17 protein-coding genes and 1 tRNA gene are annotated in these 23705 nt (G+C 64.4%); 15 read left to right on the top strand and 3 right to left on the bottom strand.

The annotated features are described in order from the left end of the window. Window positions 1–230 precede the first annotated feature (230 nt). From EO141_RS08795 to EO141_RS08785, 3 genes are all read left to right on the top strand, one after another. On the top strand, window positions 231–443 hold the full coding sequence (locus EO141_RS08795; RefSeq protein ID WP_127168993.1) for an integrase core domain-containing protein: 213 nt from the start codon (window positions 231–233) through the stop codon (window positions 441–443). Window positions 444–703: 260 nt separating this feature from the next. After that, window positions 704–2320 carry an alpha-glucosidase gene (locus tag EO141_RS08790; RefSeq protein WP_127168992.1) on the top strand — a complete coding sequence of 539 codons (1617 nt, stop codon included), beginning with the start codon at window positions 704–706 and terminating at the stop codon, window positions 2318–2320. 293 nt (window positions 2321–2613) lie between these two features. Beyond that, entirely contained in the window at window positions 2614–2892 is a 279-nt protein-coding gene (locus EO141_RS08785; RefSeq protein ID WP_127168991.1) for a hypothetical protein, read from the top strand. Window positions 2893–3191: 299 nt separating this feature from the next. Here the strand turns inward: EO141_RS08785 and EO141_RS08780 are convergent, their stop codons facing one another. Together EO141_RS08780 and EO141_RS08775 are read right to left on the bottom strand one after the other, a co-directional pair. Next, window positions 3192–5966, bottom strand: coding sequence for a TonB-dependent receptor (locus EO141_RS08780; protein WP_164739130.1), 2775 nt, complete (start codon window positions 5964–5966; stop codon window positions 3192–3194). Between the two features lie 318 nt (window positions 5967–6284). Next, window positions 6285–8366, bottom strand: coding sequence for a glycoside hydrolase family 97 protein (locus EO141_RS08775; RefSeq protein ID WP_127168989.1), 2082 nt, complete (start codon window positions 8364–8366; stop codon window positions 6285–6287). 242 nt (window positions 8367–8608) lie between these two features. Here EO141_RS08775 and EO141_RS08770 point away from each other — a divergent pair, with 242 nt between their 5' ends. From EO141_RS08770 to EO141_RS08760, 3 genes are read left to right on the top strand one after another with little or no spacing between them, the layout of a single operon-like run. Further along, the gene (locus tag EO141_RS08770; protein ID WP_127168988.1) at window positions 8609–10795 is read left to right on the top strand and encodes a Six-hairpin glycosidase-like protein; all 2187 of its coding nucleotides are present in this window, start codon (window positions 8609–8611) and stop codon (window positions 10793–10795) included. Next, the gene (locus EO141_RS08765; RefSeq protein ID WP_127168987.1) at window positions 10792–12270 is read left to right on the top strand and encodes an MFS transporter; all 1479 of its coding nucleotides are present in this window, start codon (window positions 10792–10794) and stop codon (window positions 12268–12270) included. The genes EO141_RS08770 and EO141_RS08765 overlap by 4 nt, the downstream gene beginning before the upstream one ends. 29 nt (window positions 12271–12299) lie before the next feature. Beyond that, complete coding sequence (locus EO141_RS08760; RefSeq protein ID WP_241236640.1) at window positions 12300–13943, top strand: alpha-amylase family glycosyl hydrolase; 1644 nt, start codon at window positions 12300–12302, stop codon at window positions 13941–13943. A gap of 347 nt (window positions 13944–14290) precedes the next feature. On the opposite strand, the gene EO141_RS08755 is transcribed toward EO141_RS08760, so the two are convergent. Then, window positions 14291–15415, bottom strand: coding sequence for a LacI family DNA-binding transcriptional regulator (locus EO141_RS08755; RefSeq protein ID WP_119131341.1), 1125 nt, complete (start codon window positions 15413–15415; stop codon window positions 14291–14293). Window positions 15416–15739: 324 nt separating this feature from the next. Between EO141_RS08755 and thrS the strand changes: the two genes are divergently transcribed. The 9 genes from thrS to EO141_RS08710 all read left to right on the top strand — a co-directional run bounded on the left by thrS (window position 15740) and on the right by EO141_RS08710 (window position 23599). Continuing rightward, window positions 15740–17644 (top strand): threonine--tRNA ligase, encoded by a 1905-nt coding sequence (thrS, locus tag EO141_RS08750; RefSeq protein ID WP_126944032.1) that lies wholly within the window; start codon window positions 15740–15742, stop codon window positions 17642–17644. Between the two features lie 63 nt (window positions 17645–17707). Beyond that, entirely contained in the window at window positions 17708–18235 is a 528-nt protein-coding gene (gene infC, locus EO141_RS08745; protein WP_304941635.1) for a translation initiation factor IF-3, read from the top strand. A 239-nt stretch (window positions 18236–18474) separates the two neighbouring features. Continuing rightward, on the top strand, window positions 18475–18672 hold the full coding sequence (gene rpmI, locus EO141_RS08740) for a 50S ribosomal protein L35 (protein ID WP_002811096.1): 198 nt from the start codon (window positions 18475–18477) through the stop codon (window positions 18670–18672). Between the two features lie 10 nt (window positions 18673–18682). Beyond that, complete coding sequence (rplT, locus tag EO141_RS08735) at window positions 18683–19042, top strand: 50S ribosomal protein L20 (protein ID WP_016903313.1); 360 nt, start codon at window positions 18683–18685, stop codon at window positions 19040–19042. Between the two features lie 261 nt (window positions 19043–19303). Next, window positions 19304–20299: a phenylalanine--tRNA ligase subunit alpha gene (locus EO141_RS08730; protein ID WP_127168986.1), complete on the top strand. Its 996-nt coding sequence runs from the start codon at window positions 19304–19306 to the stop codon at window positions 20297–20299. Between the two features lie 126 nt (window positions 20300–20425). Then, window positions 20426–22804: a phenylalanine--tRNA ligase subunit beta gene (gene pheT, locus EO141_RS08725; protein WP_127168985.1), complete on the top strand. Its 2379-nt coding sequence runs from the start codon at window positions 20426–20428 to the stop codon at window positions 22802–22804. A gap of 21 nt (window positions 22805–22825) precedes the next feature. Continuing rightward, entirely contained in the window at window positions 22826–23125 is a 300-nt protein-coding gene (locus EO141_RS08720; protein ID WP_002811076.1) for an integration host factor subunit alpha, read from the top strand. Next, the gene (locus EO141_RS08715) at window positions 23106–23462 is read left to right on the top strand and encodes a MerR family transcriptional regulator (protein ID WP_005995911.1); all 357 of its coding nucleotides are present in this window, start codon (window positions 23106–23108) and stop codon (window positions 23460–23462) included. The genes EO141_RS08720 and EO141_RS08715 overlap by 20 nt, the downstream gene beginning before the upstream one ends. Window positions 23463–23522: 60 nt before the next feature. Then, a tRNA-Pro gene (locus tag EO141_RS08710) sits at window positions 23523–23599 on the top strand. The last annotated feature ends 106 nt before the right edge of the window (window positions 23600–23705 follow it).

Raw genomic sequence — 23705 nt, 5'->3', positions numbered from 1 at the left:
GGTATCGGGTTGGAGTTCGTCGGTCGTGCGCGCTCGTCGAGCAAAGTCGGTCGGCGTGGTATTACCAGCCTCGGGACAATGATGATGCGCCGCTACTTCGACGGGTCGAAGAGATTGCGGCCGTACGGGTCCGCTATGGTTTCTGACGGGTCTTAATGCTATTGCGCACGGAAGGCTTAAAAGTCAGCCACAAGCGTGTGTGCCTGCTGTAATGCCAAGCGGGTTTAAACTTGGAATTTTTCAATGGCAACTTCCAGGATGAGTGCCTCAACACGTACTGGTTCTCGTCGATCGACCACGCCCGTGAGAAGATCGAAAACTGGAAGGTCGATTACGATCATTTCCGGACCCACTCCTCTATCGGCGATGTCCCGCCGGCCGAGTTTGCCGCCAGATTCGCTTCCGCACCCAAGGCCAAATCATCCAGTTCTGCGATGGCCTAATACAGGGAGGATGTCACACGGTCTGCGCGCACGCATCGCCGCAGCATGCGGGAGCCGTGTATTTCTCGGATGCCACGGTCGATGATCGCCGATGCCGCTACATTAACCGCATGGCTTGCGCGGAGACCGTTGGGACCGTACACGCGCGGCTGCCCATGAATACGTATGCACGGGCACGCTCTGGGTCTGTTACGCCGCTACGCTAACGCTCTTGGCTGGGTGCTCCTTCGTGTGCCCGCATTGGCCCGGGAGGGGCGTACATGTCGCAGACACCATGGTGGCGCGGGGCCGTCATCTATCAGATTTATCCGCGGAGTTTTCTGGATTCCAATGGCGATGGGGTGGGCGATCTGCCTGGCATCATCGCCAAGCTCGACTACATCGCCAGGCTGGGCGTGGATGCGATCTGGATTTCGCCGTTCTTCAAGTCCCCGATGGCCGATTTTGGCTACGACATTGCGGACTATCGTGCGGTGGATCCGCTGTTCGGCACACTGGACGATTTCGATCGCTTGCTCGACAAGGCGCATGGCCTTGGCTTGAAGGTGATGATCGACCAGGTGTTGAGCCACACCTCGATCGAGCATGCATGGTTCCAGGAGAGCCGGCAGGACAGGACCAACGCAAAGGCGGATTGGTACGTGTGGGCCGATCCGCGCGAGGACGGGACGCCGCCCAACAACTGGTTGTCGCTGTTCGGTGGGGGTGCATGGCAGTGGGAGCCGCGGCGCGAGCAGTACTACCTGCACAACTTCCTCGTCGACCAGCCGGACCTCAATTTCCATAACGCCGAGGTGCAGCAGGCGACGCTGGATAACGTCCGCTTCTGGCTGGATCGCGGCGTGGATGGGTTCCGCCTGGATGCGATCAACTTCTGCTTCCACGATGCGCAGCTGCGCGACAATCCGGCCAAGCCGGCCGACAAGCGGGTGGGTCGTGGGTTCAGCGCCGACAATCCGTACGCGTATCAGTACCATTACTTCAACAATACCCAGCCGGAAAATCTGGCCTTTCTGGAGCGCCTGCGCGGGCTGCTGGATGTCTATCCGCATGCCGTGAGTCTTGGCGAGATCTCGTCGGAAGACTCGTTGGCGACCACTGCCGAGTACACCTCTCATGGCCGCCTGCATATGGGCTACAGCTTCGAGCTGCTGGTGCAGGACTACAGCGCGGCCTATATCCGCGAGACGGTGAGCCGGCTCGAAGCCACGATGCTGGAGGGCTGGCCGTGCTGGGCCATTTCCAACCACGATGTGGTGCGCGCGGTGACGCGTTGGGGCGGGGTAGATGCGTCGCCGGCATTCGCGCGGATGGTGGTGGCGATGCTGTGTTCGCTGCGCGGGTCGATCTGCCTGTACCAGGGCGAGGAGCTGGGCCTGGGCGAGGCGGAGGTGGCATTCGAGGATCTGCGCGATCCGTATGGCATCACCTTCTGGCCAACCTTCAAGGGCCGCGATGGCTGCCGCACGCCGATGCCGTGGACGGACGCGCCGTCGGCAGGCTTCAGCAGCGGCAAGCCGTGGTTGCCGCTGGTTGAGGCGCATCGTGCGAACGCGGTGAGTGTGCAGCAGAACGATCCATTGTCCGTGCTCAGCGCGGTGCGCCAGTTCCTGGCGTGGCGCAAGGGCGAGCCTGCGTTGCGCGAGGGTGCGATCACGTTCTACGACACCGCCGAGCCTGTGTTGATGTTCCGGCGCGAGCATGCCGGCCGGGTGATGTTGCTGGCATTCAATCTGTCGGCGCACAGGGCCGAACTTGAGCTGCCGGCTGGCGCGTGGAAGCAAGTCGATGTGCCGGGCGTGGAGCGCGGAGCCATCGAACATGGCCACCTGCGCCTGGCCGGGCATGCGGTGGTTTGCGCAATCGAGGGTGGTTGACGGTGTGTTGCGCCAGCTAACTGTTGGTGCGTGATTGTCTGGAAAGCAGCGAGGCATTCCTTTGGGGAATGCCTCGCTCTTTTGTAGTTGACGATTGCTTGGTTTGCCAAGCATTTATAGCGTTACGCCAGCTGTGCGGCTATTCCCTGTTGATCAGGTCCTTGCTCTGTGGATGAGGCAGCGTGCTGTTCTCTACGACAGTCGGGTGTTTTGACCGGAAGGCCGCACAGAGATTGCGATTGACTGTGAGGACGTCAGCGTTACCGGCGGCCTTGTAGCAGTGGCTTGGATTCGTGTTGGTGCAGGCAGGCCCTGATGGCGCCTGGATTGGTTCCGTTTTAGTGCTACAAGCGACTGCGATGCGCAGGGGAGTGCTGATGCGCAAGAGTTGCGTGATTACGGCCGACTCTATGTGCTTTGCAGAGGGCGATGCAAGCTTGGATTCTGAAAATTCTGGATTAAAAAGACCCGCCGGTATGACGTTGGCGGGTTTTCTCTGTTCGATATTGCTGCTGCCCCTGCTCAGAGAAACGTTCGATGCCTTATGGGCAGCAAAGCCGTATCCAAAGTGACGGCGCATTAAGTAGAAGCGCTGGGGATTGTGCTTGGTGGATGCACGCCGAGCTTGTGCCGAACCCTCACCCCGACCCCTCTCCCGGTGGGAGAGGGGCTTCGTTGTCCCGATGGAGAGGTCTGGCGCCGCGGCCGGGCAGCCTGGTGATACGCCGGTTGTCACTTAGGTAGCGTAGCCACAGTCAGCGATGTGGCCACAGGTAACAATGTAGCTACGAGTAAAGTCGTAGCCACAGATAACAATCCAGCCACAGATAACGATGTAGCCATCAGCGCCTCGCTTGCAGCTCACATCCCGTCAAAACTTGTAGTTGACCCCCAGCACGAAGGTGCGGCCCCATTCGATGTATTCCAGCGGACGGTCCTTGGTTTCGGCATAGGTGCGGTAGGGCGAATTGCTGAGGTTGCTGGCCTGCAGCAGCAAGGTCAAGCCGGCAAGATCGCTGCTGTCGTTGAAGCTGTAGCTGATCTGCGCGTCGGTGATGTTTTCGCCGACGACGTAGCGCAGCGTGCGGTTGCCGTTGAAGTTGCCGATTTCGCCGATGAAGTCCGAGCGCCGACGCTGGCTGACGCGTGCCTCGAAGCCCTTGTGCTCGTAGTAGGCGGTGAGGTTGTAGACGCGTTCGGACAGGCCGGGCAGGCTGATTTCGCCGTCACCGACGCTGGAAGCACTTTCCGGGTCACGAATCTTGACGTCGCTGTCGTTGAAGGTGGCGCTGGCCTGGATGCCGAAACCTTCCAAGGGAGCGAAGACCAGATCCAGCGGTAGCGAAGCAGTGAGTTCGACGCCGCACAGCGTGCCGCCCTTGCCGTTGAACGGGGCGCTGAAGGTACCGGTAGTCAGCACCGGCGCCGAGCCCGGCGGCGGCACGTAACCGGCGACCAATGCGGAAAAATCGTAGTTGTCGCGGCTCTGGGTGTAGATGTAGCTCTTCAGGTCCTTGTAGAAGAACGCCGCGGCCACGTAGGCGCGCTCGGCAAAATATTTTTCGTAGGAAAGATCGATGGCGTTCGCGCGCCAGGGATCGAGCATCGGGTTACCGCCGCTGGCACCGGGGCGGCCGGTGGATGTGTCGACACCGAATTCCAGCGAGGCGCGCAGCTGATCCACGCGCGGACGTGCAACCTGCTTTGCCATTGCAAAACGCAAGGTCTGCTCGTACGGGAACTGGAACGCAAGGTTCAGGCTGGGCAACCAGTCGCGGTAGGTCTTGCCGTCGTCGATCGGGCGCACTTCGCTGCCCACCGGCTGCGAAGCGTCCCAATAGCTCGCGCGCGAGGACTGATCGGCGCTCTGCAACTGCACGCCGAGATTGCCGCGCACGCCCACATCGCCCCATTCGGTATCGAGATTGGCACGCACCCAGGCGGTGGTGATCTTCTCTTCGACCGTCCAGGCCTTGGATACCAGGAACGAGGCGTCGTCGCTGGGGTTGAACAGCATGTAGCGCGAGACTACCGCCGGCACGTTCCAGGCGGGCAGGGCGCCGATGCCGGCAAAGCCCAGATTGACAGGCGCGTACTGCAGGTCCGGCGCGATGGTCGATTCGCCCTGCGCGCCGAGGGTGATGTTGCCTTCGGGCTGGGTCTTCTGCTTTTCGCGGTTGGCGTAGTTGACGCCCACATCCAGATCCGAGAACCAGCTCAACGCGTCGGGCATCGGGAAGCTGGCCTGCAGGCGTGCGCCCTTGAGCACATCCTCCACGCGCGGCACCTTGCCGTAGCCGGAGCCGTAGATGGTGTTGGTCAGGAACAGCGCGTCGGGACTGGAATAATTCATGCCCGGCGCCAGCTGCGAGAAACCGTTGCCGACGACAGACACACCCACGGTGTCCAGCTGCGGCATGGGCGCACGTTGGAGATTGTTCTCCAGGTTCAATTCGTCGCGGGTGGCCTTGGAGTAGTTCAGGTCGGCGACGAGCTTGACCGCGCCGGCGGAGATCTCGTTGTTCCAGCCAAACGCGTCGATGGTGTCTTCGCGCTTGTTGTACATGCCGCGGACCAGTGGGTAGACGCCGCTGGCGGTGCCGCCGACGAAGCTGTTGCTGTCGTTGACGCGCACGTTGCTGATGTTCAAGCCCGGCGTATAGCCACCGTTGTAGTTGCTCAGGTTGAGCTCGAACTGGTTGGCGGTGTCGATCTGCTCGGCTTCGGTATGGAAGGCGTCGAGCGTGCTGGTCCAGGCGTTGGACGGGCGGTACTGCAACGTGGCCATGACGCCGTCGCGCTTCTGGTTGCCGGTGCGGCGCAAGGCCTTGATACCGTCGGAGAAATACACGCCGTCGGCCACGCCGGGGCGCGGGCGCTGTGCGTTGACCGGCTGCCATGGTTCGTACAGGCCGACCTGATTTTCCTGGATCGGCATGTCAGTGTGTGCGTAGCCGATGGTCAGGCCGATGGTGCGGTCGGCGAACTGGTCGATGTAGCTGACATTGAAGCGGTTGCCGTACGGATCGACATTGGCGGCCTTGCCCAGCGAATTGCGCTGGTAACGGCCACCGATGGCGATCACGCGCTCGTTGTAGCTGAGCGGGCGTGCGGTCTGCATGTCGACGGTGCCGGACAAGCCCTGGCCGACCAGGCCGGCATCGGGCGTCTTGTAGACGGTGACGCCGCTGACCAGTTCGGACGGGTATTGGTCGAATTCCACGCTGCGGTTGTCACCGGTGCTGACCACTTCGCGGCCGTTGAGCAGGGTGGTGGAAAAATCCGGCGACAGCCCGCGCACGCTGATCACCTGCGCGCGACCGGCGACACGCTGTGCAGCCAGGCCAGGCAGGCGCGCCAGCGATTCGGCGATGCTCACGTCCGGCAGGCGGCCGATGTCTTCGGCGGAAATGGCTTCCACGATCGAGGTGGAATCCCGCTTGACCGAGATGGCGCCCTCGATCGCGCGGCGCAGGCCGGTGACCTGGACCTTGTCCAGCTCGGTCACCGCGCCGGCGGTGTTTTCGGAAGCAGTTTGTTCGGTGTCGGTTGCTTGCGCCGGCGCCGCCGATTGTGCGGCCGCCAACGTCGGTGCCATGGCAACGGCCAGGGCGATACTCAGCGCGGAGCGCTTGTGCTTCAACATTTTCCCCTCCCAGGTACATGTTGTTCTTTGATTTTTCGATCCGGCAGACGCCTGGATGCATTGCATCGCGCGCCACCACGGGCATCACGACTGCGACGTATGGTAGACACGGCACCTGCACGCAAACGCGCACTGCATACGTATTCAACCCGGCTGATTGCGCTGAAATCGATTCCACGCAAGCTCCGCTGCAGCGCGGTACGAGGTGCGCCCGGCGTGAGGCAACGTCATTGCGCGATCCGCAGCGGCTGCGGTGCCGCTGCGTGATGCAATTATCGGTCGCGTTGAAGGCCGCCTCGGCAAGCCGTTGTGACCAAGTCAGCGCTTCCCATCCATCGGCACGAAGCGAATCGCCTGCCCACCGCCTGGCGCAAGACGCAGTTCCAGCGTGTCAACGCTGCTGACCTGGCGTTGTTCGCGCACAAAGGCGAACGGGTTGCCGACATAGTCCGCATCGTCACCGTCGCGGTAGATCTGCGCGGTGTAACGCACGCCAGGCTCAAGAAATCCGAGCGGCACCTGCAGCAGCCGGCCATGCTCGTCGGTAATGCTGCCCAGGAACCAGTCACGGCTATGCCGGTCCTTGCGGGCGATGGTGACGTAGTCGCCGACTTCGCCATTCAAGGCACGGGTCTGGTCCCAATCCACCGCCACGTCCTCGATGAAGCGGAAGGCGTCACGGTGCTGCAGATAATGCTCGGGAAGATCGGCGGCCATCTGGATCGGGCTGTAAAGCGTCACGTACAGCGCCAGCTGGCGCGCGAGCGTGCTGGGAATCGCCTGGCCGTCGCGGCCTTTCAGGCTGACGATGCCCGGCGTGTAATCCATCGGCCCGGCGAGCAGGCGGGTGAACACCAGGTTGACCTCGTGCTCGGGCGGGTTCGGTGGCTGGCCCCAGGCGTTGTACTCCATGCCACGCGCGCCTTCGCGCGAGATCCAGTTGGGATAGGTGCGGCGCAGGCCGGTGTCCTTGATCGGCTCGTGCGCGTTGACGGCGAGATGCCGCTCGGCGGCCTCGCGTACCACGCGCAGATGATGGCGCGCCATCCATTGGCCGTCGTGCCATTCGCGCAGCGGCGCACCGCCTGCCGGGTTGCGGCGCTCCACCTGGCCGTCGTCGCAGACATAGCCGGTCTTGACCGAGTCCACGCCGAAGCGGGCGTACAGGTCCATCGCTTCGGCGATCTGGTCTTCGTAATGATCCACTGCGCACCCCGTTTCATGATGGCCGATCAGATGCACGCCCTTGCCGGCGGCGTAGTTGCTCAGTGCGGGCAGGTCGAAATCCGGCGTCGGCCGGGTGAAATCGAAACTGCCGCCGTTGCCGAACCATTCGCCGTTCCAGCCCGGATTCCAGCCTTCCACCAGCACGCCACGAAAGCCGTGCGCCGCGGCAAAATCGATGTAGCGCCTGGTGTTGGCGGTGGTGGCGCCGTGGGTCGGCCCGGTTGCCCAGGTCTGCTGGTTGAGATGCATGGACCACCACACCCCGACATACTTGGACGGCTTGACCCAGCTCACGTCGCCCAGGGCGTTGGGCGCGTTGAGGTTGAGGATCAGGTTGGATTCCACCAGGCCGGTGGCCTGGTCGGCGATCTGCAGCGTGCGCCACGGGGTGTCGAAGGGCAGCGTGCGCCGCACCTTCCAGCCTTCGGCAGCGGGTGACAATTGCGCGCGCAGGCGCCGGCCTTCGGTACGGCGCAGCCACATGCCGGCGTAATCGACCAGCGCCGCTTCATGCAGCGCGACGTGCAGCCCGCTCTCGGTACGCAAGGTGAGTGGCGTATGCGCCAGCGCGACCTGGTTCAACGGCGTGCGCTGATACAGGTATTCGTAGTGGATCGGCTCGCCTGCAGGAATCCACCACGCTTCGGACGGCTGCGCGATGGCGAATTCGGTGATTTCCTCGTCGATGATGGCTTCGCGTAATCCCGCTTGTTCGGGGAAGTGATAGCGCAGGCCGATGCCATCGTCGTACACGCGGAAGATCACATCGATCCTGCGCTGCGCGCCACCGGGTTCGCCCAGACTGACGCGTAGTTCGTTGTAGTGGTTGCGCACCAGGCGCGTCTCGCCCCAGGGTTGTTCCCAGGTGTCGTCATGATGCTGGCGCGCCTGCGAGAGGACGACCAGGCCGCGTTCCAGCCGGCCGTCGCGTAACTGGAAGCCCAGGCGCGAGCGCTCCAGCACCGGCTGGCCCAGGCGTTGCACGTGGTAGTAGGGTGTGCCGCCATCCACTTCCAGCGTGACCTGCAGGATCTTGCCAGGCGAATCCGCGCTGATGGCGATGCGCTCGGCCTGCGCGATGCCGGCAAGGCTGCCGAGCAGCAGCAGGGCAAGCAGGCGCGCACTGCTTGCGGCGCTCAATGTCGAACGCACGCGACGTGAAGACAGCGGCATATCCCCTCCCAAGGCGGCCATTGCGTCAGTGGCGACTATGCAATGACGCGGCGTGGATGGGCCATGCTGCACTGCGGCCAATGCCATGAATACGTATGCAGTGGTGCCGAACCCCGGGGTGCGCGTCTACCATGGCGCCACGGCACCTGGGAGGGTCCGCGCCCGTGGCACGCCAGTGCCGCGCACTACAACGCGTGCAACGAGGGAGGGAGGCCGACGGTGCAAGCCGTCTCGCCGCGTCGATGCTGAAGATGATCTGCATGGCTGCAACGCTGGGTGTTGCGGCAAGCTCGCCGGTATTGGCCGACGAGCTGGAATTCCAGGGCCGCCGCGCGCAGGCGCAGGTGCTCGAAGACGGTGGGTTCGTGCTGCGCTGGCCGCAGGGCGAGCGTCGTATCGGGCCGCAACCGATGCGTACGCACACTGCCAGTCCATTGTTCGATGCCTTGTTTGCCCTGGCCCAGCAGGAAATGGCCGACGACCGCGTCGATGCGATCCGCGATCCGGCCTTCAATGACGGCAAGCCGGTGGCATGCGCGTGTTTCGAAACCGGTGAGCGCTGGCCTTACGTATGGACGCGCGATGTCAGCTTCGCCGCCGATCTGGCGTTGGCGCGGCTGGAGCCGGAGCGTACGCGCAATGCGCTGCGCTTCAAGCTGTCGGCGGCGCGCGATGGGCAGACGCCGGGATTGTTCGTTGCGCAGGACACCGGCTCCGGTGGCAGCTGGCCGATCAGCAGCGACCGTGTGGTGTGGTTCCTCGCCGCGCGTGGCCTGCTGGACGATGAGCCATTCGCTGAAGAGGTCTGGCGTGCATTACAGGACACCATCGCGCAAGACCGTGCCGCGGTGTTCGATGCGCAGATCGGGCTCTACCGTGGCGAAACCTCGTTCCTGGATTGGCGCGAGCAGACCTATCCGCGGTGGACGCGTGAGGACGTGCGTTTCATCGCCGAGTCCTTTGCCTTGTCCACCAACGTGCTGCACTACCAGGCCCTGCGTCTGGCCGAGCAACTGGCGCGCCAGCATGGCGATGCGCGCGCGGACCAGTACGCCCAGTGGGCGGATGCCTTGCGCCAGGCCATCGCTGCGCGCTTCTGGGATGCGCGCAGCAAGCAGTACGTGAGCTACCTTGGCAATGCCGCGCACCCGGTGCGCTACGCCAAGGTCGATCTGCTCGGCGTGTCGCTCGGCGTGCTGGCCGATGTATTTCCGAAAGACCGCGCGCGTATCGCACTGCGCAGGTATCCGATGGTTGCCGGCGGCAGCCCGGTGGTGTGGCCGCAGGAAGCCGAGCAGCCGATCTACCACAACCGTGCCGTCTGGCCCTTCGTCAGCGCGTATGCGTTGCGCGCCGCACGCCAGCTGGACGATGCGCCGCGTATTGCGCTGGAGCTGCAGTCGTTGATGCGCGGCAGCGCGTTGGCCGGCTCCAACATGGAAAACTACGAGATGCAGAGCCTGGCCGTGCATGTGGAGGAGGGCGCACGCAGCGGTCCGGTGGTGAATTCGCCGCGGCAGTTGTGGTCGGTTGCCGGTTATCTCTCCGCCGTGCTGGAAGGCGTGTTCGGCGTGGGCGCCGATGGCAGCGTCGCTCCGAAACTGCCGCGGGTGTTGCTGCCGTTGTTGTTTGGCGAACGCCAGCAGATCGTGCTTGAACAGGGTGCCCGGCGGTATGTGCTGCAGCGGCCGACGGCGGATGCAGGTGAGTTGCTGGTGGCGGGGGAGGTCGAGCAACAAGGCCAGACCACGCTGGTGCATCTGGTCGGCCGCAAGGCCGACACCACGGTTCCACCGCAGCCAGACCAGGTGTTCGCACCCGGCACGCCCGAAGCGCCTGTTGCGCAACGGCAGGGCGACGGCTACCGCATCGCGGTTCCGGAAGGGGCGACGTTGTACATGGATGGGCAGGCACTGAACGCCACGCGGCACTGGGACCTGCGCGACGACGGCCTGCTGCATGTGCTCAGCCTGACCCGCCGCACTGATGGCCTGGAGTCGCTGCACAGTCCATCGTTGACGCTCGGCCCGTTGCAGGAAGTCGCGGGTAGCCAGGTCTGGGCCTGGACTCCCACACACGCGGGCTGGCATCGCGTATCGCTGCGTTATCGCAACGCCAACGGCCCGATCAATACCGGCGTCACTGCGGCGGTCAAGCGGCTGGTGCTGGAATGCCCGGGGCAGGCGCCGCAAGCGCAGATCGTGGTGATGCCGCATAGCGTGGGCGAGCAGCTGTCCACGCAGGTCGGCTTCACTGCGGCGGCCGGGCAGCCATGCCGGTTCCGGCTGGAAGATGGCTTCAACATGAGTGCGCTGGCGCATTTTGCGCAGTACAACGGCGGCCGCGGCGGTCGCGATGGCGTGGTCAACACCGCGCAGGTGAGCGCGCTGCTGGTCGGACCTGCGGCGAGCACGGAGGCTGGGCAATGAACGCCAAGCCACGCCTAAGTTTCTGGCAGATCTGGAACATGTGCTTCGGCTTTCTCGGCATCCAGTTCGGCTTTGCGCTGCAGAACGCCAACGCCAGCCGCATCTTCCAGACCCTGGGTGCACAGGTCGACGACGTGCCCGGCTTGTGGATCGCCGCACCGCTCACCGGCCTGATCGTGCAGCCCATCATCGGCTACCTGTCGGACCGCACCTGGACCCGATGGGGCCGCCGGCGCCCGTATTTCATGGTCGGCGCGGTGTTCACCACACTGGCCTTGCTGGTGATGCCCAACGCGCCGATGCTATGGGTTGCCGCCGGCACGTTGTGGGTGCTGGATGCCTCGATCAACATCTCGATGGAGCCATTCCGCGCCCTGGTCGGCGACCAGCTGCCGCCTGCGCAGCGGCCCGCCGGCTATGCGATGCAAAGCTTCTTCATCGGCATCGGTGCAATCGTGGCGAGCTTCCTGCCATGGCTGCTCACCCACTGGGGCGTGGCCAATACCGCGCCGCCGGGACAGTTGCCCGACAGCGTGCGCTACGCTTTTTACCTCGGTGCAGCGGTGCTGTTTCTGTCGATCAGCTGGACGGTGTTGCGCACGCGCGAATACAGCCCGCAGCAGCTGGCAAGCTTCGATGATGCACATCCGCCTGTCGCCACTGCGGCAATCGCCGGCAGCTTGCCGTCGCCACGTGCAGGTGTGCTCTGGTGCGGCATCGGCGTACTGCTTGCCGCTGCGATCGCCTGGCAGCACGGCGACCGCATGCTCTACGTGCTGGCCGGCCTGTGCGTCGCCTACGGTGCGTTGCTTGCATTGGCGCGCGTGCTGCCATCAACCAGCATGTTGGTGACGATCGTGCAGGACGTGCGCAGCATGCCGCTGACGATGCGGCGCCTGGCCTGGGTGCAGTTCTTCTCCTGGTTTGCGCTGTTTGCGATGTGGATCTACACCACCGCCGCGGTCACCCAGGTGCACTTCGGTGCGAACGACACCGCATCGGCCGCCTATAACGACGGTGCGAACTGGGTGGGCGTGCTGTTTGGGGCCTACAACGGGTTTGCGGCGTTGGCGGCCTTGGTCATTCCAGTGTTGGTGCGTGCGATCGGCCTGCGCTGGAGCCATCTGTGCAATCTGTGGCTCGGCGCTGCCGGGCTGCTGTCGATGCTGGCGATCCGCGACCCGCAGTGGCTGTTGTTGTCGATGCTGGGCGTGGGCTTTGCCTGGGCCTCGATCCTGTCGCTGCCCTACGCCCTGCTGTCCGACAGCGTGCCCGCCGCCAAGATGGGCGTGTACATGGGCATCTTCAATTTCTTCATCGTGATTCCGCAGCTGGTCGCGGCCAGCGCGCTGGGCTTCGTGTTGCGCGTCTGGCTTGGCGGTCAGCCGATCTATGCGCTGGCCATCGGCGGCGCCAGCTTGCTCATTGCCGGCGTGTGCGTGGTGCGGGTTCCAGTGGCCTCGGGAGGGCAGTGATGCGTCATGTGATGATGGCTGGAGTGATGATGTGTGCAGGCGCGGCGGATGCAGCGGCTGCACCTGGCGATTATTACGGCACGCTGGAGCCGTTTGCCGCCGACGCGGTGTATTTCGTGGTGACCGACCGGTTCGTCAACGGCGATCCCGGCAACGATCAACGTGAGCAGGGCGGTGCGCATCGCACCTTCGATGTGCCGACGCCGTGTGCCGATGGCGTCGGCGACAACATCGGTTATCTGGGTGGCGATTTCAAGGGCATCGTCGACCATGCCGACTACATCCGCGACATGGGATTCGGCGCGGTCTGGATCACGCCGATTGTCGACAATCCGGATCAGGCCTTCACCGGCGGCAAGCCGATCAGCTGCGGCAGTACGCTCAGCGACCACGGCAAGACCGGCTATCACGGCTACTGGGGCGTGAACTTCTACAAGCTCGATGAGCATCTGCCCAGCCCGGGCCTGGACTTTGCCGGCTTCACCCGCGCCATGCATGCCCACCAGTTGAAAGTGGTACTGGATATCGTGGGCAATCATGGCTCCCCGGCCTATACCATGCCGGTGGCGCAGCCTGGCTTCGGCATGGTGTACGACGCCGCTGGTCGCCTGGTCGCCGACCACCAGAATCTGCCGCCTGCGCAGCTGGATCCGCAGCACACTCCGCTGCACGCGTTCTACAACACCGGCGGCGGCCTGGCCGAGCTGTCCGATCTCAACGAAAACAATCCTGCAGTACTCGATTACCTGGCCGGCGCGTATCTGCAGTGGATGGAGCAGGGCGCCGACGCGTTTCGTATCGACACCATCGGCTGGATGCCTGATCGCTTCTGGCATGCGTTCGTGGCACGCATCCGCGAAAAACGTCCCGGGTTCTTCATGTTCGGCGAGGCCTTCGATTACGACGCCAACAAGATTGCCGGGCATACCTGGGCGCGCAATGCCGGCGTCAGCGTGCTGGATTTCCCGTTGAAGCAGCAGCTTTCCGCTGTCTTCGGCCATGAGCAGGCCGGGTTCGAAAAGCTCGCCACGCCGTTGTTTCTGCGCCAGGGGCCGTATGCCAATCCGTACGAGCTGATGAGCTTCTACGACAACCACGACATGGCGCGCCTGGATGCCAGCGACACCGGTTTTATCGACGCGCACAACTGGCTGTTTACCGCGCGCGGCATCCCGGTGATCTACTACGGCTCGGAAACCGGCTTCATGCGCGGGCGTGCCGAACATGCAGGCAACCGCAACTATTTTGGCCAGGAGCGCATCCGCACCGCGCCGCAAAGCCCGATCTTCGGCCCGCTGCAGCAGATCGCGCGGCTGCGTCGCGATACGCCGGCATTGCAGCGCGGCGTACAGGTGGATGTGCTGCTACGCGGGGATCAGGCGGCGTTCTTGCGGGTCTATCAGCATGCGGGCGCCAACCAGACGGCGTTGGTGCTGCTCAACAAGGGCGACGCAGCGGCGACCATCGCAGTGACGCGTTTTCTGCAGCCCGGCACCTGGCGCGATGCGGTGAGCGGCGAGCAGGTGCGGGTGCAACGTCGGCTGCTGGCCGCGGTGCCCGCGCACGGCGTGCGCGTGCTGCTCTCGGATGCGCCGGTCACCGATCCGGCCTTGCGCAAGCAGCTTGATCTGCAGATGGCCAAGCAAGCCGCGCGCGACGCCCGCAACAGGTAGGAGCGCACCCGGGCGCGACAGGGCTTGCCGGGAATGCTCCGTCGCGCCCTGGTGCGCTCCTACGAAGCATTCGATGGACACGACGAGACTTGCGGCCCGCCACGCATGCATGGGCGTATCTTCTTTTGCATACGCCGATCACCGAGCAAGCTGCGCGCGACCTGCGCAATCGGTAGGAGCGCGCTTGCGCGCGATGGGGCGTTACCGGTAGTGCTCCATCGCGCGCCAGCGCGCTCCTACACAGGGTTCGGTTGGCCGCGATCCATCCTGCAGCCAGCCATGCATGCTCTAACGATTCCCGATTCCCGATTCCCAATTCCCAATTCCCAATTCCCAATTCCCGACGCTCAGCGTCCGGCAACTCCGCTGGCCGCCTGAGCACACGCCACATCGCCGGGCTCCGTTGCCGGCGACGGCGTCCAGCCCAACGGCGGTTGCAGGCCATTGCTACGCGAGGAGTCGCGCACGGCCAGTTTCACCGGGATCGTGCGGCTTTGCGCCGCTTCGCCGCGGATCAGCGCCACCAGGCTTTCCACCAGCAGCGTGCCGGCCTGCTTGGTGTCCTGCTGCACCGTCGACAACGCCGGCGCCACCGACGCCGCCAGGGCGATATCGTCGAAGCCGCTCACCGCGACATCCTGCGGCACCCGCAAGCCGCGCTCGCGCAAGGCGCGCATGGCGCCGATCGCAATCAGGTCGCTGGCCGCACACACCGCATCGAAGGCCAGGCCACTGTCGAGCAGCGCCAGGCACGCGGCATGGCCGGACGACTCGGTAGTGATCGCGTCGAACTGCAGCGCGCGATCGGCCACCAACGCCTGTTGCTTGAGCGCGGCCACGTAGCCGCGGTAGCGCTCTTCGAACTCGGGGTAATGATTGGACGCGTGGCCGAGAAAGGCGATGCGGCGGCAGCCCTGCGCGAGCAGATGCGCGGTGATGTCCAACCCGCCCTGATAGTTGTCGCTGCCGATCGAAATGCCCGGCTGCCCCGGCAGCGCCGCGCCCCAACGGACGAAATGGGTGCCTTGCTCGACCAGCAGCTGCAGCCGCTGGCGCGACTGCTGGTAGTCGCCGTAGCCGAGCAGGATGATGCCGTCGGCCTTGTTGCTGTCTTCGTAATCGGCCTGCCAGTCCTTGGACAGCTGCTGGAACGACACCAGCAGGTCGTAACCCTGCAGCGCGCAGGCGCGGGTGATCGAGCCCAGCATCGAATGGAAGAACGGGTTGATCAGCGAATCGTCGGCGGTGGGGTCTTCGAAGAACAGCAGCGCCAGCGTGCCCGCATTGCGCAGCCGTAGCGACGAGGCGTTCTTGTCGACCTTGTAGTTCAACTCGTTGGCGATGCGCAGGATGCGCTTGCGGGTTTCTTCGTTGACCATCGGGCTGCCGCGCAGTGCGCGCGACACGGTCGGCTGCGACACGCCGGCCAGGTAGGCGATATCCAGCGAGGTGGCTTTACCCTTGATGGTCATGGTCGGTACTGGCAGCACAGGTGGCCGGCATCATGCCACGCGCCCGCCGGCCCGGTGCCGGCATGCGCAACGGCGGGCTGATTGGTTTACCATTCGCCTCAAGACCCCTTGCGAGAAGGTGGCCCGCGCCCCGCGCCGGCCCAGCGTGCGACATGAGCACTACCACCGCCCACCGCTGATCCCGGCCGCGCCAGTTGGCAAGGCGCCCGCACGGCGTTGTTTCTGCACCACCTCTCGCCACCTTTTTATCCGAGCCTGTCCCGCAACGGGCAGATCTCCCTTGCAGCCATCGCGCTGCAGCCAGCCCAGACCTCATTCTTGCCCATGATCAACATCACGCTCCCCGACGGCAGCCGCCGCGAATTCGAATCCCCCGTCTCGGTGATGCAGGTCGCCCAGTCGATCGGCGCCGGCCTGGCCAAGGCGACCATCGCCGGCCAGGTCGACGGCCAGCTGGTGGATGCCAGCGACGTCATCGACCACGATGCCAGCCTGCGCATCATCACCGCCAAGGACCCCGAAGGCGTGGAGATCATCCGCCACTCCTGCGCGCATCTGGTCGGGCATGCGGTCAAGCAGCTGTACCCGGAGGTCAAGATGGTGATCGGCCCGGTCATCGCCGAAGGCTTCTACTACGACATCTACAGCGAGCGCCCGTTCACGCCCGAAGACATGGCCGCGATCGAGCAGCGCATGCAGGAGCTGATCGCGCAGGACTACGAGGTGATCAAGAAGGTCACCCCGCGCGCCGAGGTGATCGAAGTGTTCACCCAGCGCGGCGAGGAGTACAAGCTGCGCCTGATCGAGGACATGTCCGCCGACATCACCGCGATGGGCCTGTACTACCACCAGGAATACGTGGACATGTGCCGCGGCCCGCACGTACCCAACACGCGCTTCCTCAAGGCCTTCAAGCTGACCCGCATTTCCGGCGCCTACTGGCGTGGCGATGCCAAGAACGAGCAGCTGCAGCGCATCTACGGCACCGCCTGGGCCGACAAGAAGCAGCTGGACGCCTACATCCTGCGCATGGAGGAAGCCGACAAGCGCGACCATCGCCGCATCGGCAAGCAGCAGGACCTGTTCCATCTGCAGGAAGAGGCGCCCGGCCTGGTGTTCTGGCATCCCAAGGGCTGGTCGCTGTGGCAGGTGGTCGAGCAGTACATGCGCAAGGTCTACCGCGACAGTGGCTACGGCGAGGTGCGCTGCCCGCAGATCCTGGACGTGTCGCTGTGGCAGAAGTCCGGCCACTGGGACAACTACCAGGACGCGATGTTCTTCACCGAGTCGGAGAAGCGCACCTACGCGGTCAAGCCGATGAACTGCCCCGGCCACGTGCAGGTGTTCAATCAGGGCCTGCACAGCTACCGCGACCTGCCGATCCGCTACGGCGAGTTCGGCGCCTGTCACCGCAACGAGCCGTCCGGCGCGCTGCACGGCATCCTGCGCGTGCGCGGTTTCACCCAGGACGACGGGCACGTGTTCTGCCTGGAATCGCAGATCGAAGCCGAAGTCACCGCCTTCCATCAGCAGGCGCTGGCGGTCTACACCGCGTTCGGCTTCGAGGACATCGAGATCAAGATCGCGCTGCGCCCGGAAAAGCGCCTGGGCGACGACGAGACCTGGGACAAGGCCGAAGCCGCGCTGCGCAGCGCGCTGGGCGTGTGCGGGGTGGAGTGGCAGGAGCTGCCGGGCGAGGGCGCCTTCTACGGTCCCAAGATCGAGTACCACCTCAAGGACGCCATCGGCCGCACCTGGCAGCTGGGCACCATGCAGGTCGATTTCATGATGCCGGGCCGCCTCGGCGCCGAGTACGTGGACGAGCACAGCCAGAAGAAGCATCCGGTCATGCTGCACCGGGCGATCGTCGGTTCGATGGAGCGTTTCATCGGCATTCTGATCGAACACCACGCCGGCGCCTTCCCCTCCTGGCTCGCTCCGGTCCAGGTCGTTGTCGCAAATATCACCGATGCACAGGCAGACTATGTCGACTCGGTTCGGAAAACCCTTGCAAATCAAGGCTTCCGTGTGAACGCCGATTTGCGTAACGAGAAGATCGGTTATAAGATTCGCGAGCATACGCTGCAACGCGTGCCTTATCTCCTCGTCGTCGGTGACCGCGAGAAGGAAAACGGTGCCGTCGCCGTGCGGACACGTTCGGGAGAGGATCTCGGGACCATGACGGTCTCGGCCTTCATCGAGCGTCTGCAGGCAGAGCAGGCAGCGTGAGCCAACCCCGGCCGGTCTGGATGATCCGGATGCGCCGGTTCGATTCCCCTGGGAGATTGCAATATCAGTACCCCTGACAACAAACAGAACCGCAAGAACCAAGAAATCCGTGTGCCGCGCGTCCGCGTGATCGGCAGCGACGGTGAGATGGTCGGCGTGTTGTCGCGCGACGAAGCGCTCGCCAAGGCCGAGGAAGAAGGCCTGGATCTGGTTGAAATCCAGCCGCAGGCCGATCCGCCGGTCTGCAAGATCATGGATTTCGGCAAGTTCAAGTTCGAGCAGCAGAAAAAGGCCAACGAGGCCAAGAAGAAGACCAAGCAGGTCGAGATCAAGGAACTCAAGTTCCGTCCGGTCACGGACGAGGGCGACTACCAGATCAAGCTGCGCAACATGCGCCGCTTCCTGGAAGAGGGCGACAAGGTCAAGGTCAACATCCGCTTCCGTGGCCGTGAAATGAGCCACCAGGAGCTGGGGCGCGAGATGGCGTCGCGGATCGAGGCCGACCTGGGCGACGATATCGTCATCGAGTCGCGCCCGCGCCTGGAAGGGCGCCAGATGGTCATGATGATCGCGCCGAAGAAGAAGATCTGATCCCGCGCTGAGACGGGCCCGGTAGGGCCCGCCTGGCCGGAGACGGCATCCATTTGCAAGAATTCCCGGCAACGGGTAGACTGCGCGGCCCGGTTTTGCCGGGGCGCCGCGCAAGCGGTACAGGACCTGTCCGGATCGTGTTCGATCAAGGACTTACAAGCAGGCAAGGGCATGGATGGAAAGCGTGGTCGCAAGACTGCCGCCCGGGTCAGTGACAAAACACCATCAAGGACATTGCAATGCCCAAGATCAAGACCAACCGGGCGGCGGCCAAGCGTTTCCGCAAGACCGCCTCCGGCAAGTACAAGTGCGGCCACGCAAACCGTAGCCATATCCTCACGAAGAAAGCGACCAAGCGGAAGCGCAACCTGCGGCAGACGAATCACGTCCGTGCCGAGGACGCAGGCCGTCTTGACCGTATGCTTCCCTACCTCTGAGGACTGAACCATGGCACGAGTAAAGCGTGGTGTGCAGGCGCGCCGCCGCCACAAGAAAATTCTGACCCTGGCGAAGGGCTACTACAATGCCCGTCGCAAGGTTTTCCGCGTCGCCAAGCAGGCGGTCATCAAGGCGCAGCAGTACGCCTATATCGGCCGTAAGCAGAAGAAGCGCGTGTTCCGTTCGTTGTGGATCACCCGCATCAACGCGGCGGCCCGCATCAATGGCCTGAGCTACAGCCGTTTCATGAACGGCCTGCTGAAGGCTGGTATCACCCTGGACCGTAAGGTGCTGGCCGATATCGCCGTGCACGACGCCGCCGGCTTTGCCGCGCTGGCTGAGAAGGCCAAGGGCGCGCTGGCGGCGTAAATGCAGGTCCCTCTGCAAGAGCCCGCACATCCATGTGCGGACTTTTGAAAGGGTAGTTTCTTGTCGGGGTTTGCGCATTCGTGTGCAGGCCTCCGGCGAGGGCAAGCAGATATGCAGGGGGAAGGGCGCGAGTCCTTCCCCTTTTGCGTTTTAGATGGCCGGCATCGTTGAGTGGATGCCGGGCAGGACGCGATTTGAGTGGCAATGCATTCCGGTGCATCCGGAAACACCGTTCGGCTGAGCAGTTGAGGCGCGAGTGCAATGAGTGAGATTCAATCCCTGACCGAGAGTGCGCTGGCCGATGTCGCCGCCGCGCAGACGCCGGACCAACTGGAAGCCTTGCGCGTCGCATTGCTGGGCAAGAGCGGCAGCATCACCGCCCAGCTCAAGCAGCTCGGCACGCTGCCAGCCGATCAGCGCAAAGCCGCTGGCGAAGCGATCAACCTGGCGCGCGATGCGCTGACCGCTGCATTGTCCGAGCGCAAGCACTCGCTGGAAAACGCCGCACTGGACGCGCGTCTGGCCGGAGAGCGGATCGATGTGACCTTGCCAGGGCGTCGCAGTGAACGGGGCGGACTGCACCCGGTCACGCGCACGCTCGAGCGCATCGTCGAGATCTTTGCGCGCCTGGGCTATGAGTTGTCCGATGGTCCGGAGATCGAGGACGACTGGCACAACTTCGAAGCCCTGAACTTTCCGCCGCACCATCCGGCGCGCGCGATGCACGACACGTTCTATTTCGGCGATGGCCGCCTGTTGCGCACCCACACCTCCGGTGTGCAGGTGCGCTACATGGATGCACACACACCGCCGCTGCGCATGATCGCGGCCGGCAAGGTGTACCGCTCCGACTCGGACCAGACCCACTCGCCGATGTTCCATCAGGTCGAAGGCCTGCTGGTGGACGAGCATTCCACCTTCGCCGATCTCAAGGGCACCTTGTCCGAGTTCGTGCGGGCGTTCTTCGAGCGCGACTTCGAAATGCGCTTCCGCCCCAGCTATTTCCCGTTCGTGGAACCGGGCGCGGAAGTGGATATCGCCTGGCAGCAGCCGGACGGCAGCACGCGCTGGCTGGAAGTGCTCGGCTGCGGCATGGTGCACCCGAACGTGCTGCGCAGCGTCGGCATCGACCCTGAGCGCTACACCGGCTTCGCATTCGGCCTGGGCGTGGAGCGCTTTGCGATGCTGCGCTACGGCGTCAACGACCTGCGCGCGTTCTTCGAAAACGATGTGCGTTTTCTCCGGCAGTTTGCTTGACGGCGGGGAATCGGGAATTGGGAATGGGGAATCGCAACAGCCACGCGCTCTGCAGGTCCCATTCCGAAGGCCCGGCGCCCTTGGCTTTGCAATTCCCCATTCTCCATTCCCGATTCCCGGCTCCTCATGAAATTCTCTGAAAATTGGCTGCGCAGCCACGTTCCCATCCAGGCGAGCCGCGACGAGCTTGCCGCGACGCTGACGGCGATCGGTCTGGAGGTCGAAGAGGTCACGTCGTTGGGCCAGGCACTGGGGCAGGTGGTGGTGGCGCGTATCGTCGAGGCGGTACGTCATCCGGAAGCCGACCGTCTGCAGGTCTGCAGCGTCGACGCAGGGCAGGGCGAGCTGCTGCAGATCGTGTGTGGCGCGCCCAACGCGCGTGCCGGTCTGGTGGCGCCGTTGGCGCTAGTCGGTGCAAAGATCGGCGAACTGACCATCACCGCGGCCAAGCTGCGCGGGGTCGCGTCCAACGGCATGCTGTGCTCGGCCAAGGAACTGGGGCTGGACAGCGACGCGTCCGGCCTGTTCGAGCTGCCGGACGATGCGCCGGTGGGCCAAGCCCTGGCCGAGTATCTGGGGCTGCCCGATGCCAGCATCGAGATCAAGCTCACGCCCAATCGTGCCGATTGCTTCAGCGTGCGCGGTATCGCCTTCGACGTGGCGGCGGCATGCGCCAGCGAAGTGGTGGCCTTCGATGCCGGTGTCGTGGCGCCGGTGTCCACGCGCACGCTGGCGGTGGAGTTGCTTGCCGGTAGCGAGGCGCCGCGCTACTGCGGACGCGTGATCGAAGGCATCGACCCGGCCGCGAAAACGCCGGTGTGGCTGGCCGAGCGGCTGCGCCGCAGCGGCGTGCGTCCGGTCTCGCTGCTGGTGGATGTCACCCAGTACGTGATGCTGGAGCTTGGCCAGCCGATGCATGCGTTCGATCTGGATAAGCTGCAGGGCCCGATCGGTGTGCGCCGATCGCGCGGCGGCGAGCAGCTGGCGTTGCTGGATGGGCGGCAGGTCACGCTGGACGACAGTTTCCTGACCATCACCGATGCCGATCGCCCGGTGGCGCTGGCCGGCCTGATGGGTGGGCTGGACACGCGCGTCACCGAGACCACGCGCAACGTGTTCCTAGAGTCGGCGTATTTCGATCCGGCCGCGATCATGGGCCGTGGCCGCAAGCTCGGGCTGCATACCGATGCCGGTCATCGCTTCGAGCGTGGTGTGGATCCGGCGCTGCCGCCGCAGGCGATCGAAGTGGCGACGCGGCTGGTGCTGGAGCTGGCCGGCGGCACGCCGGGCCCGGTGGTGCATGCGCAACTGCCGCAGCATCTGCCGCAGCCGGCGCGGATCCTGCTGCGGCGTGCGCGGATCGCGCGCGTCCTCGGTATCCGGATCGACGATGCCGAGGTCGTGCGCATTCTGGGCGCGCTCGGCATGCAGCTGGAGGCGGTTGCCGAAGGCTGGCAGGTGATGGCGCCGAGCCGTCGCTTCGATATCGCCATCGAAGAGGATCTGATCGAAGAGCTGGCGCGTATCCACGGTTACGACCGCGTGCCGACCACGCTGCCGGGCGGGGCAAGCCGGATTGCGATGCCGAGCGAAACCCAGCTCGATGAGCTCAGCGTGCGCCGCCAGCTGGTGGCGCGCGAGCTGCAGGAAACCATCAACTACGCCTTTGTCGATGCCACCTTGCTGGAGCGCTGGCAGCTGACCGACGGCCTGGTGCCGCTGGCCAATCCGCTCAGTGCCGAGCTTGCGATCATGCGTCCGCGCCTGCTGCCGGGCCTGGTGGCGACGCTGGGCCGCAACGCCGCCCGCCAGGCCGGCCGCGTGCGCCTGTTCGAGCTGGGCAAGGTGTTCGCTGCCGCCTCCGAGGCTGGCGCTGCCCCGCAGGAGTCGCAGCATGTCGCCGCAGCCGTGTGTGGCGATGCCCTAGCGCTGCAGTGGGGCGAGCCGGCGCGCAAGGTGGACTTCCACGATCTGAAGGGCGACCTGATGGCGCTGGCGGCGGCCAGCGGCGCGGTGCTGGACTTCCAGCCCTCCGCCCAGCCCTTCGGGCATCCGGGGCGCTCGGCCGACATCCATCGCGACGGCGTTTGCATCGGCTGGATCGGGCAGGTGCATCCGCGCCTGGCCAAGGCCTTGGACATCGACGTGGATGTGATCGCGTTCGAGCTGCAACTGACCGCGTTGGTCCAACGCCCGCTGCCGCGTGCCGGTGAACTGTCGCGGTTCCCTTCGGTCCGTCGCGACCTGGCCTTCCTGGTGCCGGAAGAGGTGAGCTGGGCGGCCCTGTCGGCCAGCGTGCGCACCACGGTCGGGCCGTTGTTGCGCGAGGTGCAGCTGTTCGACCGCTATGTCGGGCAGGGGGTCGAGCCAGGTTTCAAGAGTCTGGCTATGGGCTTGATTTTGCAGGATAACTCGCGCACTCTCACCGACCGGGACGTCGACGCAGTCGTTGCCGATGTGGTGGCCGTGATCGAGCGCGAGCACCGCGCCCGGATCCGGAGTTGAGGCGGTAACCAGGGGATTGGCATGGCATTGACGAAAGCGGAGATGGCCGAACGTCTGTTCGACGAGGTCGGTCTGAACAAGCGCGAGGCAAAGGAATTTGTCGACGCGTTCTTCGATGTGCTGCGCGATGCGCTGGAGCAGGGCCGTCAGGTGAAGCTGTCCGGTTTCGGCAACTTCGATCTGCGGCGCAAGAATCAACGGCCCGGTCGCAATCCCAAGACCGGTGAGGAAATTCCGATCTCGGCGCGCACGGTGGTGACTTTCCGTCCGGGCCAGAAGCTCAAGGAGCGGGTGGAGGCTTATGCTGGATCCGGGCAGTAATCGCGAACTACCGCCAATTCCGGCCAAGCGCTACTTCACCATTGGCGAAGTCAGCGAGCTGTGCGACGTCAAGCCGCATGTGCTGCGCTATTGGGAAACCGAATTTCCGAGCCTGGAACCGGTCAAGCGGCGCGGCAACCGGCGCTACTACCAGCGCCACGACGTGCTGATGGTGCGCCAGATCCGCGGCCTGCTGTACGAGCAGGGCTACACCATCGGTGGCGCACGTCTGCGTCTGGAAGGCGATGGCGCCAAAAGCGAGTCGGCACTGAGCAACCAGATCATCAAGCAGGTGCGCATGGAACTGGAAGAGGTTCTGCAACTGCTGCGCCGCTAGGAAAACGTTTCACAAAGCCGCTATAATCGCAGGCCGCCCTCGTGGCGGATGCAACATCTTCGGGGTATAGCGCAGCCTGGTAGCGCACTAGTCTGGGGGACTAGTGGTCGTCGGTTCGAATCCGGCTACCCCGACCAAACACAGAGCCCATGTCTTCACGGACATGGGCTTTTTTGTTGCGCCGCAACATGCGGTCGGCGGCTTGTCATGCGGGTGACACGATATGCATATCGGCATATTGCA

Origin of the sequence: Xanthomonas sp. BRIP62415 (assembly GCF_003993515.1) — a bacterium.
Classification (GTDB): Bacteria; Pseudomonadota; Gammaproteobacteria; order Xanthomonadales; family Xanthomonadaceae; genus Xanthomonas; species Xanthomonas euroxanthea.
This window is presented reverse-complemented; position numbering and strand designations above follow the sequence as displayed.

What these genes read in the sequence shown, in the direction of transcription:
- EO141_RS08790 (WP_127168992.1), top strand. Translation starts at nt 704, where the DNA reads ATGTCGCAGACACCATGGTGGCGCGGGGCCGTCATCTATCAGATTTAT.
- EO141_RS08780 (WP_164739130.1), bottom strand. Translation starts at nt 5,966, where the DNA reads ATGTTGAAGCACAAGCGCTCCGCGCTGAGTATCGCCCTGGCCGTTGCC.
- EO141_RS08775 (WP_127168989.1), bottom strand. Translation starts at nt 8,366, where the DNA reads ATGCCGCTGTCTTCACGTCGCGTGCGTTCGACATTGAGCGCCGCAAGC.
- rplT (WP_016903313.1), top strand. Translation starts at nt 18,683, where the DNA reads ATGGCACGAGTAAAGCGTGGTGTGCAGGCGCGCCGCCGCCACAAGAAA.
- EO141_RS08765 (WP_127168987.1), top strand. Translation starts at nt 10,792, where the DNA reads ATGAACGCCAAGCCACGCCTAAGTTTCTGGCAGATCTGGAACATGTGC.
- EO141_RS08720 (WP_002811076.1), top strand. Translation starts at nt 22,826, where the DNA reads ATGGCATTGACGAAAGCGGAGATGGCCGAACGTCTGTTCGACGAGGTC.
- pheT (WP_127168985.1), top strand. Translation starts at nt 20,426, where the DNA reads ATGAAATTCTCTGAAAATTGGCTGCGCAGCCACGTTCCCATCCAGGCG.
- EO141_RS08755 (WP_119131341.1), bottom strand. Translation starts at nt 15,415, where the DNA reads ATGACCATCAAGGGTAAAGCCACCTCGCTGGATATCGCCTACCTGGCC.
- EO141_RS08730 (WP_127168986.1), top strand. Translation starts at nt 19,304, where the DNA reads ATGAGTGAGATTCAATCCCTGACCGAGAGTGCGCTGGCCGATGTCGCC.
- rpmI (WP_002811096.1), top strand. Translation starts at nt 18,475, where the DNA reads ATGCCCAAGATCAAGACCAACCGGGCGGCGGCCAAGCGTTTCCGCAAG.
- EO141_RS08760 (WP_241236640.1), top strand. Translation starts at nt 12,300, where the DNA reads ATGTGTGCAGGCGCGGCGGATGCAGCGGCTGCACCTGGCGATTATTAC.
- EO141_RS08715 (WP_005995911.1), top strand. Translation starts at nt 23,106, where the DNA reads ATGCTGGATCCGGGCAGTAATCGCGAACTACCGCCAATTCCGGCCAAG.
- EO141_RS08770 (WP_127168988.1), top strand. Translation starts at nt 8,609, where the DNA reads ATGCTGAAGATGATCTGCATGGCTGCAACGCTGGGTGTTGCGGCAAGC.
- thrS (WP_126944032.1), top strand. Translation starts at nt 15,740, where the DNA reads ATGATCAACATCACGCTCCCCGACGGCAGCCGCCGCGAATTCGAATCC.